The sequence below is a fragment of the Rhodococcus sp. 3258 genome, from assembly GCF_031456475.1.
Classification (GTDB): domain Bacteria; phylum Actinomycetota; class Actinomycetes; order Mycobacteriales; family Mycobacteriaceae; genus Rhodococcoides; species Rhodococcoides fascians.
In genome coordinates this window covers 323,108-343,450 of sequence record NZ_JAVDUT010000001.1, presented here as the reverse complement: position 1 = coordinate 343,450, position 20,343 = coordinate 323,108, and the positions used below count along the sequence as shown (strand labels likewise).

At 63.8% G+C, this 20,343-nt stretch carries 19 protein-coding genes; 13 read left to right on the top strand and 6 right to left on the bottom strand.

Annotated features, from left to right (window positions below; genetic code table 11):
* Window positions 1-55: 55 nt before the first annotated feature.
* From J2X62_RS01525 to J2X62_RS01515, 3 genes are all read left to right on the top strand, one after another.
* Complete coding sequence (locus J2X62_RS01525; protein ID WP_032385764.1) at window positions 56-676, top strand: response regulator transcription factor; 621 nt, start codon at window positions 56-58, stop codon at window positions 674-676.
* Between the two features lie 126 nt (window positions 677-802).
* Window positions 803-1,996, top strand: a complete 1,194-nt coding sequence (locus tag J2X62_RS01520) for a flavin reductase family protein (protein ID WP_310176651.1) — start codon at window positions 803-805, stop codon at window positions 1,994-1,996.
* Between the two features lie 97 nt (window positions 1,997-2,093).
* Window positions 2,094-2,297 (top strand): zinc-ribbon domain-containing protein, encoded by a 204-nt coding sequence (locus J2X62_RS01515; RefSeq protein WP_027496168.1) that lies wholly within the window; start codon window positions 2,094-2,096, stop codon window positions 2,295-2,297.
* A 56-nt stretch (window positions 2,298-2,353) separates the two neighbouring features.
* Here the strand turns inward: J2X62_RS01515 and J2X62_RS01510 are convergent, their stop codons facing one another.
* Window positions 2,354-3,511: a beta-ketoacyl synthase N-terminal-like domain-containing protein gene (locus J2X62_RS01510; RefSeq protein ID WP_310176646.1), complete on the bottom strand. Its 1,158-nt coding sequence runs from the start codon at window positions 3,509-3,511 to the stop codon at window positions 2,354-2,356.
* Between the two features lie 191 nt (window positions 3,512-3,702).
* Here J2X62_RS01510 and J2X62_RS01505 point away from each other — a divergent pair, with 191 nt between their 5' ends.
* Window positions 3,703-5,310: a diguanylate cyclase domain-containing protein gene (locus J2X62_RS01505; RefSeq protein ID WP_057473892.1), complete on the top strand. Its 1,608-nt coding sequence runs from the start codon at window positions 3,703-3,705 to the stop codon at window positions 5,308-5,310.
* Window positions 5,311-5,422: 112 nt separating this feature from the next.
* A complete protein-coding gene (locus J2X62_RS01500; RefSeq protein WP_032364802.1) occupies window positions 5,423-6,325 on the top strand; it encodes an arabinofuranosidase in 903 nt (300 codons plus the stop codon).
* Between the two features lie 15 nt (window positions 6,326-6,340).
* On the opposite strand, the gene J2X62_RS01495 is transcribed toward J2X62_RS01500, so the two are convergent.
* From J2X62_RS01495 to J2X62_RS01485, 3 genes are all read right to left on the bottom strand, one after another.
* Window positions 6,341-7,360: a phosphotransferase family protein gene (locus tag J2X62_RS01495; protein WP_310176640.1), complete on the bottom strand. Its 1,020-nt coding sequence runs from the start codon at window positions 7,358-7,360 to the stop codon at window positions 6,341-6,343.
* Window positions 7,357-8,565 (bottom strand): acyl-CoA dehydrogenase family protein, encoded by a 1,209-nt coding sequence (locus J2X62_RS01490; protein ID WP_027496173.1) that lies wholly within the window; start codon window positions 8,563-8,565, stop codon window positions 7,357-7,359. Before J2X62_RS01490 ends, J2X62_RS01495 begins: the two co-directional genes overlap by 4 nt.
* Before the next feature lie 82 nt (window positions 8,566-8,647).
* The gene (locus J2X62_RS01485; protein ID WP_032364803.1) at window positions 8,648-9,277 is read right to left on the bottom strand and encodes a TetR/AcrR family transcriptional regulator; all 630 of its coding nucleotides are present in this window, start codon (window positions 9,275-9,277) and stop codon (window positions 8,648-8,650) included.
* Window positions 9,278-9,430: 153 nt separating this feature from the next.
* Between J2X62_RS01485 and J2X62_RS01480 the strand changes: the two genes are divergently transcribed.
* The 4 genes from J2X62_RS01480 to J2X62_RS01465 all read left to right on the top strand — a co-directional run bounded on the left by J2X62_RS01480 (window position 9,431) and on the right by J2X62_RS01465 (window position 13,621).
* On the top strand, window positions 9,431-11,068 hold the full coding sequence (locus J2X62_RS01480; RefSeq protein WP_310176635.1) for an AMP-binding protein: 1,638 nt from the start codon (window positions 9,431-9,433) through the stop codon (window positions 11,066-11,068).
* A complete protein-coding gene (locus tag J2X62_RS01475) occupies window positions 11,065-12,357 on the top strand; it encodes an MFS transporter (RefSeq protein ID WP_027496175.1) in 1,293 nt (430 codons plus the stop codon). Before J2X62_RS01480 ends, J2X62_RS01475 begins: the two co-directional genes overlap by 4 nt.
* A gap of 70 nt (window positions 12,358-12,427) precedes the next feature.
* A complete protein-coding gene (locus J2X62_RS01470; protein WP_155293698.1) occupies window positions 12,428-12,766 on the top strand; it encodes a DUF2834 domain-containing protein in 339 nt (112 codons plus the stop codon).
* Window positions 12,767-12,796: 30 nt separating this feature from the next.
* A complete protein-coding gene (locus J2X62_RS01465) occupies window positions 12,797-13,621 on the top strand; it encodes a dienelactone hydrolase family protein (protein WP_032364700.1) in 825 nt (274 codons plus the stop codon).
* 41 nt (window positions 13,622-13,662) lie between these two features.
* On the opposite strand, the gene J2X62_RS01460 is transcribed toward J2X62_RS01465, so the two are convergent.
* A complete protein-coding gene (locus J2X62_RS01460) occupies window positions 13,663-14,028 on the bottom strand; it encodes a DUF1330 domain-containing protein (RefSeq protein ID WP_027496177.1) in 366 nt (121 codons plus the stop codon).
* 159 nt (window positions 14,029-14,187) lie between these two features.
* On the opposite strand from J2X62_RS01460, the gene J2X62_RS01455 reads away from it, so the two are divergent.
* Window positions 14,188-15,087, top strand: coding sequence for a 3-hydroxyacyl-CoA dehydrogenase (locus J2X62_RS01455; protein WP_080966328.1), 900 nt, complete (start codon window positions 14,188-14,190; stop codon window positions 15,085-15,087).
* A 113-nt stretch (window positions 15,088-15,200) separates the two neighbouring features.
* On the opposite strand, the gene J2X62_RS01450 is transcribed toward J2X62_RS01455, so the two are convergent.
* Window positions 15,201-16,403: a helix-turn-helix domain-containing protein gene (locus J2X62_RS01450; protein ID WP_143536321.1), complete on the bottom strand. Its 1,203-nt coding sequence runs from the start codon at window positions 16,401-16,403 to the stop codon at window positions 15,201-15,203.
* Between the two features lie 128 nt (window positions 16,404-16,531).
* Here J2X62_RS01450 and J2X62_RS01445 point away from each other — a divergent pair, with 128 nt between their 5' ends.
* From J2X62_RS01445 to J2X62_RS01435, 3 genes are all read left to right on the top strand, one after another.
* On the top strand, window positions 16,532-18,196 hold the full coding sequence (locus J2X62_RS01445) for an FAD-binding dehydrogenase (protein WP_032393403.1): 1,665 nt from the start codon (window positions 16,532-16,534) through the stop codon (window positions 18,194-18,196).
* 2 nt (window positions 18,197-18,198) lie between these two features.
* Entirely contained in the window at window positions 18,199-19,128 is a 930-nt protein-coding gene (locus J2X62_RS01440) for an MBL fold metallo-hydrolase (RefSeq protein ID WP_371832704.1), read from the top strand.
* A 114-nt stretch (window positions 19,129-19,242) separates the two neighbouring features.
* Complete coding sequence (locus J2X62_RS01435) at window positions 19,243-20,289, top strand: ABC transporter substrate-binding protein (protein ID WP_027496182.1); 1,047 nt, start codon at window positions 19,243-19,245, stop codon at window positions 20,287-20,289.
* The last annotated feature ends 54 nt before the right edge of the window (window positions 20,290-20,343 follow it).

The window sequence follows — 20,343 nt, the reverse complement described above, 5'->3', positions numbered from 1 at the left end:
ATCGGTGGGCGGCTTCCGCTGTGCCGAGGCCCGTCCACAGCTAGGCTCGGAACTCATGGAAACCGTGAAGCCCACCGTCGTTCACGTGGTGGACGACGACGAAGATCTCAGGCAATCACTTGCGTTTCTTCTGCAGAGTGTCGGAATAGAGGCGCTCACCTATCCGACCGCTACCGCATTTCTCGAGGAAATGGATGCGGCCGAGCCCGGAGTGGTCATCGTCGACGTCAGAATGCCGGGCATGAGCGGATTCGAGCTACAGGACGAATTGATCCGACGCGATTATCCGGCTCCGATCATTTTCTGTTCGGCGCACGGGGACATTCCGATGTCGGTACGTGCGCTGCGTGCGGGAGCCGTCGATTTTCTCGAGAAACCGTACGAGCCGCAGCGCATGCTCGAGGTCGTTCAAGAGCAACTTCGGCTGGCGTCCGGTGTGTTCTCCGAGCGTGCGGAGCGCGACCGGGTACACCGGCGCCTCGATGCTCTGACGCCGCGCGAGCGAGAGGTGTTGCGGCTGGTGGTCGAGGGTATGGCCAGTCAACAGATCGCACGCCGCTTGGGTACCAGCGTCAAGACCGTCGATGTGCATCGAGCGCGCATCAAGGCCAAGACGGAGGCCGAAAGTCTCGGCACACTGGTCCGTGACGTCCTGGCATGGCGAGTAACGGTCTGAGGGCTGTGCACGTCCTTGTCCGACGGTGTGGCTAAAGGTTTCCCGCCTACCAGTAAGAACAGGTGGGAAATTAATTTGGGTGCAATACCGAATCGGTCCACCGTCGACAATGCTCAGGAGATCGGCATGCCTCACACAGTAACCACGGAGGAAACGCAGAGAACGTTTCGAGAAGTCACGGGACACTATCCCACGGGCGTCGCGGTGGTGACCGGCACGGATCCGACAGGGGAGCTGCTCGCGTTGGTCGTCGGCACCTTCAGTTCGGTCTCGCTCGACCCCCCACTCGTCTCGTTCATGCCGATGAAGACTTCGCGTACTTTTGCGCGAATGCAGGATTGTTCATCCTTGTGCATCAACATCGTCGGCGGCGATCAGGAACGTGAGGTGATGTCCATCGCGCAGCGCTGGGAGAACAAATTCGCCGGAATCGATTGGTACGCATCACCGAACGGAAGTCCGGTGCTCACTGACGCGATCGGCTGGATGGACACTACGATCTGGAAGACCGTGGACGCGGGCGATCACTGGATCGTGCTGTGCGAGGTTCAGGACATGGCCATCACGAACCCGGTGTCGCCGCTGATCTTTTTCCAGGGTGGCTACGGCAGTTTCGTGTGCACGTCTCTGCTCGCTCGAATGGACCACGAAATTCTTCCGGCCATACACGCTGCCCATGCTGCGCGCGCCGAGGTCGACGCTCTCGCCGCCGAGATCGGCTGCGAAGTGTCGGTCCTGACGGCCGTCAGTGCCGACGAAATGGCGACGGTGCTGTCCGCAACGGCACCCGGCGTCGACCGCGATGCCGCTCTGGCTCAACGTATACCGATCGTGCCACCGATCGGTGACTCCTACGTCTTCGCGTTGCCCGAGGCCGATCAGAACCGCTGGATCGACAAGCTGAAGGGTGCGGACAAGGGGACCCAGGTACATCGTGACCGGCTCGATTTCATTCGTGAACACGGTTACGGGATCTCGTTTCTTCCTGCGGCGGGATCGGACGCGTACACCGAAATGCGGCAGGCCACCAAGCAATACGAGTCCGGCCGCCTGACTCCGCGGCAGGAACGCGAGATCAGAGCGCAGATCGGCCGCACCTCGGTCGACTATCGGCCGCAGGTGCTCGACGACACCGGCACGTACAACGTGGGATCGGTCGTGCTGCCGGTCCGCGATCCGTCCGGTCGACACACACTGACACTTCGGCTCGCGCAGGTTCCGCAGAACGTGCCCGGACGTCTGGTCTCGGACTGGATCCGAAGCGCCAGAGCCGTGGTGGCGGTACTCGAATCGGCTCGGGGCTCGAGTACTGCAGGGTAGCGACGATCGATGGCGTCAGGTAGGGGTCTTCCTTGTAGGCAACCACGGTTGCATCGGAGTCGAGCGCCATGGGTACCCGTGCCTCTAGGCTGGTCCGATGTTTCTCCTCTTCGGTTTCGGCAGCAAGCGCAAACACGTCGGCCCTGGCGCAACGCGAAACTGCCCGCGGTGCCACAACACGACCCAGTGGGCGAGAATGAAGCAGTACCAGCAATTCACGCTGTTCTTCGTCCCGGTTGCCCGGTGGAAACGCGTCGAGTTCGAGGAATGCGGAATCTGCGGGGCCGGGGTGTCGATCTGAACGGGCTCGCGCGCCCGTGACGGTGCGGGCGCGCGAACCATCCGGCAGACCGTCGCTCACGCAGGAGCCAGCACCACCACCGAATTGTGTCCTCCCATTCCCAGTGAGGATTTCATCGTCAGACCTGGCTCGGCTGCGGTGAATCCGTCGAGCAACTGCGGGTGTCCGTCGGAGACCTGTGGGGCCGCAGGAACCAGTCCGCGATTGAATCCCATGACGGCAGAGATGGTTTCGACGGCCGACGCCGCGCCTTGGCAATGCCCGGTGAGCGGCTTCACCGAATACACCTGCGCGTGTGAGCCGAGCACCGTCTCCAGCATCTCCGTTTCCGCGGCATCGCACTGAGCGGTGCCTGGCCCGTGCGCATTGAGGTAGCGCACCTGGCGCGCCGTGGCACCGGCGTCCGTCAGGGCGGCTTCGAAGCAGTCCCGTACCTGTGTCAGGGCCGGGTCGATGGACGTCGCGTGGAACGCGTCGTGAGTCATCGAACCGCCCAGTACCCGCGCGTACGCAGCATCGCTACGGTTGGTGAGTACGAAAGCTGTTGCTGCTTCGCCCATTCCGAACCCACGACTACCTTCCTGGAACGGTCGGCAGCCCTCCTGAGGTTCCACGTCGACCACCCCGACGCCGAGCGCGACGAAATGGTCGATGTTCTCCGGCGTCAGAGACAGGTCGGTGGCGACGAAGACGACGTCGTCGACGAAGCCGGTATCGAGCCACATCTTGGCGGTGAGAAGGCCGGCATTGCCCGACGCGCACATGGCCGAGACGTTCATCGCCGGGCCGTGAAAGCCGTGCTCCTGCATGAGCAGTGATACCGGGGTCGACGGCATCAGCGTCAGGTAGTCGCGCACCCGCCGCACACCGCCGTCCTCCAGATAGAAGTTGCGCCACTCGTCCACTTCGCCCAGGACGACCGCATGCACCAGACCGACCCGCCGACCGGGCCGCCAGCCCCGAGCGAGTGCGTCGTCGATGGCCTCGCGTGCGGCGCCGCGCAGTGCGCGGCCGAAGCGGCTGGTGCCGTCGTCGATCTGCCCGCCGTCGGGCACTTTCGCAAGCCACACCGGGTTGCGGCCCGGGTGTGACCGGTTGTGGTGCAAGGTGGCGGCAGCCTTACCGCTGGCCAGACCGGTCCACAATGCGGCCGTACCCCAGCCGTAGCCGGACACTGCGCCGATCCCACTGATGTCGATGCCGTGAGATGTCATGATCGATTCCCGTTCCTTCTCGAGTTGTACGAGCCGTTTTCGGCTGGTTCCTCGATTTAGCCCCGCAAACAAGCACTGGGTCCAGTCGGAAAACGGACATAAGCATCGAACCGTGCAGAAGATTCCGGCTCGGCCCACAGAAGTGGTTGAATCGAGTGTCGACAGACCGCCTACGAACGCGAGGACCGCAGATGGCCCCAGGGGAGCGCGACGTCGTCGGCGACCCCGAAGCCGATCCCGGGTCGCCCGGTCTCGCAGATCGTTATCGGGTTCTGATCGAACACTCGCCCGACGCGATCGTCGTCCACAGGCGAGGCAACCTTGTCTACGTCAACCCTGCGGGGCTCCGGTATCTGCGCGCCGACAGTCTCGGTGCGGTGGTGGGCCGTCCGATCACCGACTTCATCGCGGCCGCGTCGATCGGGCCGATGCTCGAGCGCATCGCCGCCCTGGACGTGCACGGAACCGCCAGTTCGGCCTCCGAGGCAGACGTACTCGCCCTCGATGGATCGACTCTGACCATGGAGGCGGTCTCGGTCCGCACGGTGTGGAACGGAGAACCTGCATTTCAGGTCATCCTTCGCGACCTCACCGAACACAAGGCCGCACAGAAGGCGCTGCACTATCAAGCCGCGTTGGTCGAGCACGTCAGCGACGCCATCGTGGGGGTGTCCTCCGACGGGGTCGTGTCCAGTTGGAATCCTGCCGCGGAGTCGGTCTACGGACGACGCGCAGCAGATGTGCTCGGCCTCTCCGTATCGAATGCAGTGGGGGTGCCCTGCGACCCGGTGGCCATTCTCGCGGCCGGCGGCCGGCTGTGGGACTCGCATCTGCGCGCGGACGGGACGGCGTTGGCGATGGTGGTCTCCGCGGCCCAGATGCCCGACGGGTGGGTGTTGGTCTGCGCCGACCAGAGTGCCGTCCGCCGGGCCGAGGAGCATTACACCGCCGTGGTGGAATCGCTGGAGGCAGGTGTCGTCGTACTCGACCACGCCGGTCGCATCACGTCGGCGAACCTCGCGGCGAAGACGATCCTCGACATCCAGGTGGGATCGGCGACGACGGGACAGTCCGCTGTGCTGCCGTTCCGGGTGTACGGCACCGATCAGCAACCCATTCGGCGACTCGAACACCCCGTGGCCGTCACGGGCAGAACCGGGAAGCCGAGCCAATCGGTGATCGGAGTCGAACGCCGTCGGGACGGACGACATTTCTGGCTGTCTCTGACCGCGACCATGCTCAACTTCGGCGGCCCGTCACCCTCGATAGTGGCAACGTTCGTCGACGTCACCGATGCCTATCGGACGAGCATGAAGCTCGAACACGCGGCAACCCACGACGACCTCACCGGGCTTCCCAACCGCCCGCTGATTCTGGCGCGGCTCGACCAGGAGCTGTCCCGATCGAGTCGGGAGGATGCCATGGCGGTGTTGTTCATCGATCTCGACAACTTCAAGACCATCAACGACCTGCACGGACATACGGTCGGTGATGCCGTACTCGGTATCGTGGCCGCGCGCTTGACGCGGGCTCTGCCGGACGACGCATTCGTCGGACGCATCGGCGGTGACGAATTCGTGGCGGTGGTGCCGTGCAGTGTGGGGTCGGAGGCGGACGACGTCCGGGCGGAACTCGCAACCCCGATCACGACGGCAGACCGAGAACTGACGGTGACCGCCAGTATCGGCTGTGTGACCGTCGGCAGTGGTGATCCTCGCACTGCCTTGGACATTCTCGACGATGCCGACCACGAGATGTATCAGGCCAAGCCGGTGTCGCAATACTCGGCGCAGTCGTAGCGTTCGGTAACGAACAGGCACGACTGTGCACTGTTGTTACTCGTGGGGCTCGTGTGTCGTCCATACTTCAGCGGTGATCAGGACCCTGCGCAAGCACGCCCTCGCAATTCCCATGACGCTCGTCGCCGCCGTCGGTCTGCTGTTGGGCGCAGCAGGGACGGGTAGCGCTGCGCCTGCGGTCACGTACACCATGGTGGCCTTCAGTAATGACAGTGATCGCAACATGGACGTGTACCAGTCCAGCAACGGAACGGACTTCACCACGGTCGAGACCGCCGCGTACACGCCGCCCTCCGGTGTGGTTCGTGACTCCAGCATCTTTCGAGCCGCCGACGGTATGTACTACGTGACATATACGACGGGCGGCGGCGCGGAAATCGGCTTTGCGCGCAGCGCAAATCGGGTGGATTGGGAATTCTTGCAGAACCTTCCGATCCCGTTCTGCTGCCTGCTGCTGCCCGGGACCGGGGCGGGTACCGGCTCGGCGGGGTCCTCGGAACTCCCGTCTCTGTCCCCGTTCACCACCAAGGCGTGGGCACCGGAGTGGTTCGTCGAGGGCGACCGCGTCAGCATCATCGTGTCGTTGTCTGCCGGCGGAGGGTTCGTGCCGTATCTCATGACGGCGACCGATCCCGGCCTGACGACGTGGAGCTCGCCGGTTCCGTTGGTGGGAATCATCAACGACCACATCGACACCACGGTGGTGAAGGCCGGGTCGACCTACCACGCCTTCACCAAAGGTGAGAGCAACAAGGTCATCGAACACTGGATCGCGCCCGCTCTGGGTGGTCCCTACGTTCGGGATCTCACCTTCCGCGATTTCGGCCCGTTGAAGGAAGGGCCCGCCGTCGTCGAGTTGCCCGACGGTACCTGGCGGTTGTACTACGACGACTACACGAACCAGAAGTACTTCTACTCCGACAGCGCCGACCTGAACGGCTGGTCCGCACCTCAGGAGCTTCCGGCGCTGTCCGGAATCGTTCGCCACATCGGCATCATGAGAGAAGCTGCTTAGCAACAGCTTCTGCGGTCAGCCCGCCGACAATGCTCGGAGGCCGGCCGCGATGAATTCTCCAGTTGCTTCGGCGGCGTTGCGTGCTCCGGCACCGGTATCGGAGCCCGACAGTGCGCGGTGGGTGATGCCCTCACCGATCACACCGAGCTTGAAGTTGGCCAACGCCACGTAGAAGCCCCAGTTGTCCACCTCACGGCCCGATCGAACGGCGTACTGCTGCACCAGATCCGCCGCCGATGGGTAGCGGTCGCTCGTCCAGGCTGCGTCGGCACCGAGAACGGCATCGAACACGGGTTGCCGGTACACGCACATCAGCGCCACATCGGTCAACGGATCGCCGAGTGTGGACATCTCCCAGTCCACCACGGCTGCAACAGAACTTACGTCCTCGGCATCGAGAATCGTGTTGTCGACCCGGAAATCGCCGTGCACGATGGACGCCGCCGATCGGGTGGGCACCGCGGCTTCGAGGGCGCGGTGAAGTCGGTCGACGTCGGGTAGTTCCCGTGTCTTCACCGTCTGCCACTGACGCGCCCACGTGGCTACCTGTCGAGCAACGAAACCGTCGGGGCGACCGAACTTTTCGAGACCCACGGCCGCAGGATCGACGGCATGCAGCTCGGCGAGCACTCGCACCAATTCGGCGGCGTTGTCGGCGACCTGCTCGTCGGTCAGATCGCGCAGATCCTCGCGTGTTCGCACGACGCGCCCGGGAACGAAACGGACCACCGTCATCGGAGCACCGAGTACGGCACCTTCTCGGTCGAAGGCCACGGTCTCGGCCACCGGAACCGCGGTGGACGCGAGCGCGTCGGTCACTGCCCACTCCCTGGCCATGTCGTGCGCCGACGGGGTCAGGCCGCTGGTCGGGGGCCGACGAACCACCCACGTCGAGGTGTCGTCGTACACCTTGTACGTCAGATTGGAGCGACCGCCGCTGATCATCTCGACCGTCAGCTCACCGTCGACATCGATGCCCTCGGCACGCAGGAATCGTTCCAGAGCAACGCGGTTCATGCCCGGTAGGTCGCTCATGACTGCTCCTGTGCGGCGCGCTTCGCTGCCCCGACCGCTCGTTTTGCGATAGCCCAGCGATGCACTTCCGACGGGCCGTCGTAGACCCGGAACGGACGTACTTCGCGCGAAAGCCGTGCCAGTGGCAGGTCGTCCGATACCCCGAGCCCGCCGCACATCTGGATGCTGCGATCCACGATGCGAAAGATGGCCTCGGCTGCGAACGTCTTGGCGATGGAGGTTTCGTTGCTCGCGTGGCCGCCGCGATCCAGCTCGAAGCAGGCCTTGATCAACAGGGCACGGGATGCGGCGATGTCGATCTCGTTGTCGGCGACCATCTTCTGGATCATGCCGAGATCGCCGAGCTTGCCGCCGAACCCTTCGCGCTGGGCCACCTGGGCGACGGCGATGTCGTGCGCCCGTCTCGAGGCTCCGAGCCACCGCATCACGTGGGTCATACGGGCGGGCCCCAATCGCACCTGGGCGTAGGCGAAGCCCTCGTCGACGGCTCCGAGAACGTTCTCGTCGGGCACGAAGACGTTCTCGAAGAACACCTCGCAGTGCCCGCCGATCATGGCTTTGTCCAGGGTGCCGATATGACGGCCGACCGTGATGCCCGGTGTGTCGGCCGGGGCGAGGAACATCGTGGCTCCGCCTCGGTCACCCGGCTTTCCGGATGTACGGGCCATGATGATGAAGAACCCTGCGCCGTCGGCTCCGGTGATGAACCACTTGTGTCCGTTGATCTTCCATCCGCCGTCGGTCCGTTCGGCCGCAGTGGTGAGGGCCGAGGGATCGGAGCCGGCACCCGGTGCCGGCTCGGTCATCGCGAATGCAGATCGTTGATCGCCGCGGGCGAGAGGGGCGAGGAATTGATCCTTCTGTGCCGGCGATGCGATGTGCGCCAGCATGTGGACGTTGCCCTCGTCGGGTGCACCGAGATTGAGTGCGATGGGGCCGAACAGGGAGTAGCCCGCTTCCTCGAACACCGGTGCGCGGTCGCTCATCGACAGACCGTGCCCGCCGTATTCGACGGGTGCGTGCGGTGCGAACACGCCCGCTTCCTTGGCTGCGGACTGCATCTCGACCCGGAGGCCGTCGCCGCCTGCGTCGGCGATATTGCCCAGAAACCGATCCTCGATCGGGAGCACGTATTCGCGAGTGAACGTACGTGTTCGGTCGATCAGCTTCTCGACGTCTGCGTCGAAGGTGAGGTCGATGGCCATTCTGCACTCCCTGGTCGATACCGACCGAACACTCGCTCGGTCTCTTGAAGACTGGCATACACGCAGGTTCCGGTCAAGGAACTCATGTCCTCTGTGCAGTGCCTCTGCCGGTCGCGGCACCGACCGTTCGGCGTGCGATATCGAGGTACACCTCGACCAGTTCGGCCGGCGTCAGCGGGCCATCGGGTCGGTACCAGGTGGCCACTCCGATGCACATCGTGGTGACGGCCCGGCCGGCATCCGCGGGGTGCGGGGTGTCGAAGACCCCGGACTCGACTCCGTCGGTGACGATGGCGTCGAGCAGTCGTTGCTCTTCGTCGCGCTTGGCGATGTAGGCGGCGCGGTTGGCCGGCTCGAGACTGCGAATCTCGGTGGAGCACACGAACGCGGCATCGCGGCGATGGATATGGAACAGCAGCAAGGACTCCACGACCGCGTCGAATCGGTCCTTCGGCGACGAACCGGCCCCGTCCATGGCCGATCGAGTCCGGTGCAACAGTTCGTCCATCGACGCATTCATGATGCCGACCAGGAGGGCCTGCTTCGACGGAAAGTGGTGATACAGACCGGGAACCGACAAGCCGGCACCCGCGGCGATCTGCCGCACCGACGTGCCGTGGTAGCCCTGCTCGACGAAGATGCGCAAGGCCGACGCCAGCGCTGGGGACAGTGCCGCGCCCTCGTATGTTCGCCAGTCGCCGATCGAGGTCATGCGATCACCGTAGAGGGCGCAGCGAACTGGGCCGGGCGTTCGCACCGGGTTGACACCAAAGTTGTGATCCGCAACACTATCGAGACAGCAGACCGAACGAGTGTTCGGTCGGTCCGTTAGGGCCGAAAGTCTGCTCGAGCGGAAGGGCCGTTCATGACCCTCGACAGCGCGACCGGGCCTGCAACTGTTCTCGACGCCTGGCGTAGCCGAGTCGCCGACACCCCGGACCGGCCGGCGCTGGCGTACTTCGACGCCGTGCTCACGGTGCGCGAGGTGGACGAGGCGTCCGATGCACTTGCCGCCGCACTGTTCGATCGGGGAGTGTCACAGGGCGATCGCGTCGGCATCTATCTGCAGAACATTCCGCAGTACGCCTTGACGTTCCTCGCGCTGTGGAAGATCGGGGCGGTCGCGTTGATCCTCAACCCGATGTACCGCAACCGTGAACTTCGCACCTTGATCGACGATGCAGAACCTGTCGCGCTCGTCTGCGACGAACACGATCTCGATTCTGTGGGGGCGACGTTGCGCGGCAGTTCGATTCGACTGCTCGTGAGCACCAGCGGACTGGACCTGCAGACACGCGACGACCCACGAGTCTTTGCGTCGACGTCACGCGTGACACCCCGGCCCGACGACGATCTGATGGGTCTGATCGACCGCTACCGTGGTCGATCTTTCCCCGAATTCGATCCCAGGCCGGACGATCTCGCGCTACTGGCCTACACGTCAGGAACCACGGGTCCGCCGAAAGGCGCGCAGATCTCGCACGCGAACGCCTTCGCGACTGCCCTCGATTTCGGGGAACGGGCCGGTCTCGACGACGGCGACGTCGTGTTTGCCGTCGCACCGCTGTTTCACATCACCGGCGCGATGCTCGACGCGGCGGTGGCCCTGATTCGCGACTGCATGCTCGTGTTCGCGCATCGTTTCGACGCGGCAGTCACTCTCGACGCTGTCGTCGAGCATCGTGTCACCTACACCATCGGTTCGATCACGGTGTTCAACGCGATCTCCGCAACCGAGGGTGCGACGAGGGCCCACTTCGAGTCGGTGAAGGCGTTGTATTCCGGAGGCGCACCGATTCCGCCCGCCACCGTCGCCGCGTTCGAGTCCCAATTCGGTTGCTACATCCACAACGCATACGGGATGACCGAAACCACGGCGGGAGTCATTGCCGTGCCACCCGGCGTGCGCGCGCCGGTGGACGCGGCCAGCGGTTCACTGTCCGTCGGGTTGCCTCTTCCGCGCGTGACGTTACGAACGCTCGATCCTTCGGGCCGGCCGACACCCCCGGGAGTTGCAGGGGAACTGGAGATCTCGGGTCCGCAGGTGGTGTCGGGCTACTGGCGCAATCCGGACGCGTCCGAGTCGACGATGCCAGAGGGACGTCTGCGCACAGGCGACGTGGCGATCATCGACGAACACGGCTGGGTGTATCTCGTCGACCGGCTCAAGGACCAGATCAACGTGTCGGGATACAAAGTGTGGCCCCGAGAGGTCGAAGATGCACTCTACGAACATTCAGCGGTGTTCGAGGCCGCTGTGGTGGGCAGGCCGGATGACTATCAAGGGGAATCGGTGGTGGCGTACGTGTCACTCCGGCGCGACGCCACCACGACGCCGGATCAACTGATGGCCTTCGCGCGTGAACGACTGGCCGCGTATAAGCGTCCGAAATCCATCCACATCATCGACGAACTTCCCAAAACCCAGACCGGGAAGATTCGACGTGCAGCACTCAAACCTGTTCCTGTGAAAAATAATTCGATCGAAAGTGGCACTCCATGACTGTCGGATCATCGCACGACACCCGCTCGGCACCGGATATTTCCTCACGGAAGAAATCGCTGTTCGCCAGCACGATAGGCAACGTACTCGAATGGTACGAGTGGAGTGCCTACGCAGTGTTCGCCCCGTTCATCGCGGCGGCCATGTTCAGCCAGGCCGATCCTGTCTCGGCATTGCTGTCCACGCTTGCGGTGTTCGCCGTCGGATTCCTGATGCGGCCCCTCGGCGGCATCGTGTTCGGACGAATCGCGGACAAGAAGGGCCGTAAGTTCGTCCTTGTCACCACGATGCTGATGATGGCAACCGGCAGCTTGCTGATCGGCATCATGCCCACCTACGGTGCGATCGGGGCCTGGGCCTCGGTACTGCTGTTGCTCGCACGCGTCATGCAGGGTTTCGCGCACGGCGGCGAGTCGGCGACGGCGTATTCCTACGTCGGCGAGATCGCACCACCGAACCGACGTGGCATGTGGGGCAGCGTCGCGTTCGTCGCCATCTTCGGTGGATCGGCTCTCGCATACACAGTGGGTGGCGTCATCACCTCCACCCTGTCGGATTCTGCTGTCGGGCAATGGGGTTGGCGCATCCCCTTCCTCCTCGGCGCGCTCCTCGCTCTGTTCGCTCTCTACCTGCGCAAGAACATGGACGAGAGCGAGGTGTTCGACTCGGAGCAGAACAAGGTCGAACAAGAACCGATCGCGCGTAAGACCGTCGTCAAAGCGATCGTGTTGATGATCGGAATGACGTCGGGAATCACGGCGGCGCACTACACCTGGACCTCCTACGTGTCGACGTTCGCCATCACGCAGCGCGGGATGAACCCGGACACCGCCTACTGGATGCTCGTCGTCGCGCAGTTGATAGCGCTGGTGTCGCTACCGTTCTTCGGTCGCCTTTCGGATTCGATCGGTCGGCGGCCGATGCTGGCGGCATTCGCCGTGCTGATGTTCGTGCTGCAGATCCCGCTGACGATGCTGATCTCGACGCAGTGGTGGTCATTGCTGCTGCCGTCGACGGTGGCCCTGCTCGTCATCGCCGTCCCGGCCTCGATTCTGTCGTCGACGTTGTCGGAGAGCTTTCCCACCCGACTCCGCACGCAGGCAATCGGATTCGCCTACTCGTTCTCGGTGGCGGTGTTCGGTGGAACGGCACCGTATCTCAACCAGCTGTTCCTCGGGTTGGATCTGGGCTGGGTCTTCGGCGTGTACATCATGTTCCTCGCTGCCCTGACCGGAGTCGCTTGCTTCTACATGAAGGAGACCAAAGGCATCCGGCTCGAGGACGTCTGACTCGGACCGGCCGACTCGGTCGAATCGAACGACACGCCGGTAGTGTTGCGCGGTGCTCTACGTTGAGGTCATGAGAACCGCAGACGCCACTCGTCGACGCCTCCTGCTGCTGCTGCTGACCGTCATCGGCTTCGTCGTCCCCAATGCCTACGTCGTCGGCTACTTTCGCGAGCACGGGGTGAGCGCGGGCAGCGCAGCGAAGTTCTTCTCCGAATGGGTGGCGTCCACGCCGACGCGAGCCTTGACCGCCGATCTCGGTATCACCAGTATCGCTTTCGGGATCTGGTCCAGAGGGGATGCGAAAGATCACGGCGTCAAACATTGGTGGCTGGTTCCCGTCGGTACCGGCTCGGTGGGAATTTGCTTCGCGCTTCCGCTGTACCTGTTGCTGCGTGAGTATTCGCAGTGATGTCGCCGATCGAGAAAGAGGACCGCTTCGATGACAGATGACGCCCTTGCCGACTTCGAGCGAACCGAGTTCACCGCAGACGGGCGCACGGCGCCTGTCTATCGAATCGGCACCGGGCCGGCGGTCATCGTGATGTCCGAAATGCCGGGCATCACGCCGAGAGTGGCGGATTTCGCGCGCACCGTCGCCGGGATCGGATGCACCGCGATCGTGCCGCACCTGTTCGGCGTCGACGGTAAAGATCCTTCGACCGCGCCCCTGGGCGTGCTCGGGACGGTGGCAACGATCTCTCGCGCCATCGTGCCGGCGTGTATCAGTCGAGAATTCACCATCCTGGCCACCGGCAAGTCGTCGCGAGTCGTGGTGTGGCTGCGTGCTCTGGCGGCCGAGGAACACGAGCGGTGCGGCGGACCGGGCGTCGGTGCCATCGGAATGTGCTTCACGGGCGGGTTCGCCCTGGCCATGGCCGCCGACGATCGATTGATCGCACCGGTGCTGTCGCAACCGTCACTTCCGTTCGCGGCATCGAAGTCACGCAGTCGTTCCATCGACATCAGTGCCGGCGACCTTTCGAAGGTGAAAAGCCGTTGTGCTGCGGGAGATCTCACTGTTCTCGGTATGCGGTTCCAGGGCGACACGATGTGTCCCCCTGCACGGTTCGAGTTTCTGAGGGAACAACTCGGCGACGCATTCGTCTCCGTGGAATTGCCCGACTCCTCGTTCAATCCGGAAGCCTTCGGACCGCCGCACTCCGTCGTGACGGAAGGACTCATCGACGAGCCGGGTCAGCCGACGCGGCAGGCACTGGACCAGGTACTCGATCTGTTCCGCAGTAAGTTGCTCGCAACGCCGTGAAGCCCCGCGGCGCGAACACGATGCGAAGCCGAAGGTCGAATTCACGACCACGGAATCGTGGCCTGCAGAACCGCCTCCTTCAGCGCGGCGGTCCGTAACGCCGTCACCGTCTGATATTCGGGATCGGCCACCATCTCGCTGAACGCCTTACGTGACGGGTACTGGACCAGGAGTACTGCATCCCAGGCCTGCCCGTCCTCCGCGGCAAGTGCGGTCGAACCGTCGCCCGCGTACAGCACCGTCGCGCCGTAGCGCGGGAGGAAAGTCTCGTCCAGTGCTTTCGCATATTCTGCGTAGGAGTCGCGACCACCCTCGGCGAACCGAAGCAGGTTGAGCATCACCACCGGACCGCCGGGATCTTCTTCGAGGTAGCGCTTCAGGTCTCTTCCGCGGGGATCGACAGCCATAGTTCGAGTATGCGTGAGCCGTCGATCCTGTGGAGTGCACAGCGCCGTTGTCGGTCGAGTCGATCCGCTGTCGGCCCCCACGAGACGGTGGCTCCGCGCTCAGCGGTAGAACTGGGGGAGCGGGAAACCAGTAACTCGATAAAGGGAAGTGTGTCGTCAATGTCCGATGTTGAGAACGTGACCGTATTCGGAACCGGAGTGCTCGGTTCACAGATCATGATGCAGGCTGCCTACCACGGAAAAACCGTTGTGGGATACGACATTTCCGACGAACTTCTGGCCAAGCTGCCGGACCGCTGGGAATGGATGCGCGGATACTACAAGCGTGACCTGAAGACTTTCGACGAGGCGCGCTTCGACAAGGCCATCGAATCCATCACGACCACCACCAGCGTCGCGGAGGCTGTTTCGGACGCCGACCTGGTGATCGAAGCAGTTCCGGAGGATCTCGACCTGAAGAAGAAGGTCTGGTCGGATATCGGCGCTTCCGCCCCGCCGAAAACTATCTTCGTGACCAACTCGTCGTCGCTACTGCCCAGCAGTTTCGCCGAGGCCACCGGGCGGCCGGAAAAGTTTCTCGCATTGCACTTCGCCAACCTCGTGTGGCGATACAACACCGGTGAAGTAATGGCAACTGCTGCAACAGATCCTGTCTACTTCGATGTCGTCTTGAGCTTTGCTTCGGAGATCGGTCTCGTTCCCGTTCCGGTCCGAAAGGAAATTCCTGGATACGTGCTGAACAGTCTTCTGATCCCGCTGCTGCAGGCGGGAGCCAACCTCTACGTCGGCGGGGTTGCCAATCCGGCGGACATCGACAACGTGTGGCGCATAGCCACCGGGGCACCCGCCGGTCCGTTCCAGATATACGACACTGTCGGCTTCAACGTCGCAGCACATATCGCGCGCGCACACGGTGGCGAGGATCAGGTCAAATTTGCCGACATACTGCAAAAGGGTATCGACGCGGGAAAGACCGGTCTCGGGGACGGTGAAGGCTTTTACACGTACGACTCCGACGGCAAGCGACTCGATGCTGTCGAGTCGTGGAACATCAACTGAATCACTCGATCCCGCCTGTCGGTGATCCTGGGATCGACGACCCGGGCTCGAGTAATCGGTCATGGGCGCATGTGCGCACGACCACCGGCGACGCCGAATTCAGCCGAGCCGGGTCAACCGAGTTGGCGTAGTTGTATCGCGGTGTCCAGCGCCAACCGATGCCACGCCGAACGCGGATCCCGTCCGGTCAGTTCCTGAGCCCGGCGCAGTCGATAGCGCAAAGTCTGCGGGTGCACCTGCAGTCGGGCGGCTGCAGCCGTTGCTGTGCCGGTGGAGATGAAGGCCGAAAGACCCAGCAGGATATGCTCGTTCGCTGCCTCGGTCAGCGAGCCGAGCACGCTACGCACCACCTCGCTCGTGTCGGCGGTCGGGCGCGCTGTCAACAGTGCCAACAGCTGACCGTCGCCCTGATCGAGCAGTGCCCGGCCGTCGAACGCGTGATCCGGTGCGGTCTCGAGCGCTTCCGAGGCGAGTCGCCACGAACTGCTGATATCGGTAACGGTCGATCTCTCCACGAGGCATCCGCGCAGCCGCAGATCCCGACACGCGAGGTCGACCTCGGCGCGATGGATCGACGGCGGCAGCAGCGCGATCGCGCGTTGTTCGCGCCGAGTGCACAAGTGTGTCCGTTGATCCGCCGTTGTGGTGCGGTCCGGAGGGGCGAGGCCCATCGCAAGCACCAGAGACTCGACGGTGTCGTCGGACATGGGTCGGCCCGGATCGGTGGACTGCACCACGAGCAGGTTCGGGTGCGTCGGCAGCTTCAGGTCGAGTTCGCGAGTACGGTCCGACACCGCCCCGGGTGAGTTGTGTCTGGCAGCCAGCAAGTCGTCGAGCAACGCGGCGTGCGCCTGCGCACGGTTGGATGTGAGCTGTTCGCGCGCAATGACATACGCACCGATGATCTCCTCGGATATGGCGTCGATCGCGTCGAGCACGCCCAGGCCGAGTTCGGCGATGTCCGGCGGGTCGAGTACTTCCAGATACTCCGTTGTCACGTGCCGAACGAACACGCTCGACGCGACTCGATACGCGCGCAGCACATCGGCCAGCGGCCGCCCGTCTGCCGCGCGTGCGGAACCTATGGCTCGGAATCTCTTGTGGTCGCGGTCGTCGATCGTTCGATCGCCGTGCGCCCACAGGGCCATCAGCCGCCTCAGTGACCAATACGCGATGGCCTCGACATCGGCCAATTGTGCACCCTGCAGTGATCGGTAGACCGGGATCGCGTCGCGAATCGCGTGTACTGCGGATGCGACGACGGGGCCCAGATCCGATTCGATCTTCGCGACCACGGCGACCCGCGCCGGGTACATCGATCTACCTCGCACTCTTTATCAGCACCTGATAAATCCTATACTCATTCGACTCGATTTCCTTGAGTTCCGACGCCGACGACAGCACAGTCGAGGGAGACACCCGGGTCGAGCAGAAGAGTGGGGCAATGGACGCAGACGTGATCGTGGTGGGGGCCGGCTTGGCCGGACTGGTGGCAACCGCCGAACTGGCCGACGCGGGAAAGCGCGTGCTGCTCCTCGACCAGGAACCCGAGCAGAACCTGGGTGGTCAGGCCTTCTGGTCCCTCGGAGGACTGTTCATGGTCGACACGCCCGAACAGCGTCGAATGGGCATCAAGGATTCGGCGGATCTGGCGTGGCAGGACTGGCTCGGCACAGCGACGTTCGATCGCGGCATCGACGACCCTGCAGGGGAAGACTACTGGGGTCATCGGTGGGCCAGGGCATACCTCGATTTCGCGGCAGGTGAGAAGCGGTCGTGGCTCCACGCTCAGGGAATGCGATGGGTCCCCATCGTCGGATGGGCCGAGCGCGGCGGTTACCTGGCCGAGGGGCACGGAAATTCGGTTCCGCGATTCCACCTGACGTGGGGCACCGGGCCGGGTGTCGTCGCGCCGTTCGAGCGTCGCGTACGTGAGGCTGCCGACAAAGGGTTGGTGCGCTTCGGTTTTCGGCATCGGGTCGACGGATTCGTCGTCGACGGGGGAGCGGTGGTCGGAGTTCGCGGTGCGATGCTCGAAGCCAGTGCCGCGGAGCGAGGGGCAGGAAGTACCCGCGTCGAAGTGGGTGAGTTCGAGCTCCGCGCCGGAGCCGTGCTGGTGACGGCAGGAGGAATCGGGGCCAATCACGATCTGGTGCGCGAGAATTGGCCGGCGCGGCTCGGGACGCCGCCGAAGTCGTTGATCTCCGGAGTGCCGGAACACGTCGACGGCCGAATGCTCGGCATCACCGAAAAGGCCGGCGGCCGCCTGGTCAACAAGGACCGCATGTGGCACTACACCGAAGGCATCAAAAACTGGAATCCGATCTGGAAGAACCACGGCATCAGAATCATTCCGGGCCCGTCGTCGATGTGGTTCGATGCCCGCGGGCAACGGTTTCCGGTTCCGAACTTCCCCGGATTCGATACGCTGGGAACGCTGAAAGCGATCCAGGACAGCGGTTTCGAGTACTCGTGGTTCGTATTGACCCAGAAGATCATCGAGAAGGAATTCGCGTTGTCCGGGTCGGAACAGAACCCGGACATCACCGGCAAGAACCTCAAGCTCGTTCTCGGGCGGGTATTGCCCGGTGCCAGCGAACCGGTGGAGGCATTCAAGAAGAACGGCGAGGACTTCGTCGTCGCAGATTCTCTCGAAGAATTGGTCCAGGGCATGAACCGAATCACCGGCGAGGACTTGATCGACGGTGTCGACCTCAGGCGTCAGATCGAGTCGCGAGACCGTGAGGTGGACAATCCTTTCACCAAGGACCTGCAGATCTCTGCCATCCACAATTCCCGGCGCTCGCGCGGTGAACGCATCGCGCGGACCGCTGCACCTCACAAGATTCTCGATCCCAAGTCGGGTCCGCTGATCGCGGTGCGGTTGAACATCATCACTCGAAAGACGTTGGGCGGCATTCAAACCGATCTCGACGGTCGCGTTCTCGACTCGATGGGCACTGCCGTCGAGGGGCTGTGGGCTGCCGGTGAGATCGCCGGATTCGGCGGCGGCGGTGTGCACGGCTACCGGTCCTTGGAAGGAACCTTCCTCGGTGGATGCATCTTCGGCGGACGGCAGGCAGGGCGAGCCCTGGCGGCGCAGGCGTGAGAGTGCCGCGTTCGCTCGGTAGACCCCCACTGCCCGATGCGGCCGAGATCGCCACCACAGCATCGGCGAATCCCCGATCCCCGGTGTCGGTCTCGTTTCTCGGGGTGAGCACAGTGCTGTTCGACGACGGCGAGTCGGCGATCCTGACCGACGGTTTCTTCTCGCGTCCGTCCCTGCCGAAAACCCTTCTGCTGCCGCTACGTTCGGACGGCCCGAGAATCGACAGTGCGTTGCGTAGGGCGGGCATCGGGACGCTCGACGCGGTGGTGTGCGCGCATTCTCATTTCGATCATGCCCTCGACTCCGCAGCGGTGGCACTGCGCACCGGCGCTGCCCTGGTCGGTGGTGCTTCGACGGCACAGATCGGGCGGGGCGCGCGGATGCCCGAGGGTCGCATCACCGTCGTCGCCGACGGTTCCGCGGTCGAACTGGGTCATTTCACTGTCACGTTCGTCGAGTCGGTTCACTCGTATCCGGACCGAGCTCACGGGACGATCGACCGGCCACTGCGGCAGCCTGCTCGGGTGCGAGCGTTCCGGTGCGGTGAGGCGTGGTCGATGGCAGTCGAGCACCGTCCGAGCGGCAGGCGGGCTCTCGTCCACAGCAGCGCCGGGTTCCGAGCGGGCATGCTCGACGGCCTTTCCGCCGAGGTGGTGTACCTGTCCATCGGTCAGCTGGGGCGCCGAACACGCGAGTACATCGACGAGTATTGGCGGGAGACGGTGTTGTCGGTGGGGGCTCGGCGCGTCGTGCTGACGCATTGGGACGACTTCTTCGGGCCCCTCGACAGGCCGTTGCGGCCGCTGCCCTACGCCTTCGACGACATGTGCACCTCGCTCGACGTATTGACCGCCTGTGCACGCAGGGATGGGGTCGACCTGCAGTTGCCGACGCTGTGGCGGCGTGCGGACCCCTGGGCAGACATGGTCTGAGGCACCGAACGGGAGCGACCGAAATGCGCGGCGGTCGTCGAGCAAGATAGGGCAGGGTATCCTCTCCTCTTGTTCGTCCTCCCGCTCAGTACGTCGAGAAAGTTCGGTCACCCCGTGAAAAAAGGTACGAGGCGCGTCGCTGCCCTCTCGTCGCTGGTTCTTGCTGCAGGTCTGATCACCGCATGTGGTGAGTCCGAGGAGGTGTCGCAGACCGCGGCCACGGGCGGCGACGGCAAGACCGTCTACCCGCTCGTACTCGACAACTGTGGCCAGTCGGTGACCGTCGACGCTCCGCCGCAGCGAGTGGTGTCTCTCGATCAGGATTCCACCGAGATCCTGCTGTCGCTCGGTCTGCAGGATCGCATGGTCGGGACAGCGTCGTGGACGGATCCGATCCGCGAGAATCTCGCCGAGGCGAACGCATCCGTACCGCGGTTGGCAGACAACGCGCCGACCTACGAGGTGGTGCTCGACACCGACCCGGATTTCGTGACCGCGTCGTTCGGCCGCCATTACAAGCAGGGCGGTGTCGCAGACCGTAGCCGCTTCGCCGAATCGAACATCGAGACGTATCTCGCACCCACCGACTGTGACAACGGCCTGAGCGTCAACGGTGGCAATCCCCGGACGACCCCGTTGACCATGGACGCGCTATATCAGACCATTCGCGAAACGGCCGAGGTGTTCGACGTCCAGGAACGCGGTGAGAGCTTGATCAGCGAACTACAAGGCCGTCTGGACGCGGCCACATCGGGCAACGACAAGACCGGTGAGAGCATTGCGTTCTGGTTCGCAGACACCAAGAGCCCGTACTTCGCCGGCCGCTCCGGAGCGCCTGCCCTCCTCGCCGATCAGGTCGGTGCCACCAACGTCTACTCCGATCTACAGGACGACTGGGAAGCGGTCGGGTGGGAAACAGTGGTGGACCGCGATCCGTCCGTGCTGGTGCTCGGAGACCTACTCCGCAATCGCTTCCCCGGGGACAAGCTGGAGGACAAGATTGCGTTCCTCGAATCGGACCCGGTCACCAGCACCATGGACGCGGTGAAGAACAAGCGGTACATCTCGCTGCACGGCGCCGAGATGAACCCCTCGATTCGGCTGGTCGACGCCGTCGAGAAGCTGACCGCAGGCCTGAACCAGATCGGGCCTCGGTCCTGAGCACCACCAAGGCCGAGCCGAGCGTCTCGGCGAAACGACAGATCGGCCTGCCCG

Excerpts from the sequence above, each read along its gene's own strand:
- J2X62_RS01525 (WP_032385764.1), top strand. The coding sequence starts at position 56 with ATGGAAACCGTGAAGCCCACCGTCGTTCACGTGGTGGACGACGACGAA.
- J2X62_RS01520 (WP_310176651.1), top strand. The coding sequence starts at position 803 with ATGCCTCACACAGTAACCACGGAGGAAACGCAGAGAACGTTTCGAGAA.
- J2X62_RS01515 (WP_027496168.1), top strand. The coding sequence starts at position 2,094 with ATGTTTCTCCTCTTCGGTTTCGGCAGCAAGCGCAAACACGTCGGCCCT.
- J2X62_RS01510 (WP_310176646.1), bottom strand. The coding sequence starts at position 3,511 with ATGACATCTCACGGCATCGACATCAGTGGGATCGGCGCAGTGTCCGGC.
- J2X62_RS01505 (WP_057473892.1), top strand. The coding sequence starts at position 3,703 with ATGGCCCCAGGGGAGCGCGACGTCGTCGGCGACCCCGAAGCCGATCCC.
- J2X62_RS01500 (WP_032364802.1), top strand. The coding sequence starts at position 5,423 with ATGACGCTCGTCGCCGCCGTCGGTCTGCTGTTGGGCGCAGCAGGGACG.
- J2X62_RS01495 (WP_310176640.1), bottom strand. The coding sequence starts at position 7,360 with ATGAGCGACCTACCGGGCATGAACCGCGTTGCTCTGGAACGATTCCTG.
- J2X62_RS01490 (WP_027496173.1), bottom strand. The coding sequence starts at position 8,565 with ATGGCCATCGACCTCACCTTCGACGCAGACGTCGAGAAGCTGATCGAC.
- J2X62_RS01485 (WP_032364803.1), bottom strand. The coding sequence starts at position 9,277 with ATGACCTCGATCGGCGACTGGCGAACATACGAGGGCGCGGCACTGTCC.
- J2X62_RS01480 (WP_310176635.1), top strand. The coding sequence starts at position 9,431 with ATGACCCTCGACAGCGCGACCGGGCCTGCAACTGTTCTCGACGCCTGG.
- J2X62_RS01475 (WP_027496175.1), top strand. The coding sequence starts at position 11,065 with ATGACTGTCGGATCATCGCACGACACCCGCTCGGCACCGGATATTTCC.
- J2X62_RS01470 (WP_155293698.1), top strand. The coding sequence starts at position 12,428 with ATGAGAACCGCAGACGCCACTCGTCGACGCCTCCTGCTGCTGCTGCTG.
- J2X62_RS01465 (WP_032364700.1), top strand. The coding sequence starts at position 12,797 with ATGACAGATGACGCCCTTGCCGACTTCGAGCGAACCGAGTTCACCGCA.
- J2X62_RS01460 (WP_027496177.1), bottom strand. The coding sequence starts at position 14,028 with ATGGCTGTCGATCCCCGCGGAAGAGACCTGAAGCGCTACCTCGAAGAA.
- J2X62_RS01455 (WP_080966328.1), top strand. The coding sequence starts at position 14,188 with ATGTCCGATGTTGAGAACGTGACCGTATTCGGAACCGGAGTGCTCGGT.
- J2X62_RS01450 (WP_143536321.1), bottom strand. The coding sequence starts at position 16,403 with ATGTACCCGGCGCGGGTCGCCGTGGTCGCGAAGATCGAATCGGATCTG.
- J2X62_RS01445 (WP_032393403.1), top strand. The coding sequence starts at position 16,532 with ATGGACGCAGACGTGATCGTGGTGGGGGCCGGCTTGGCCGGACTGGTG.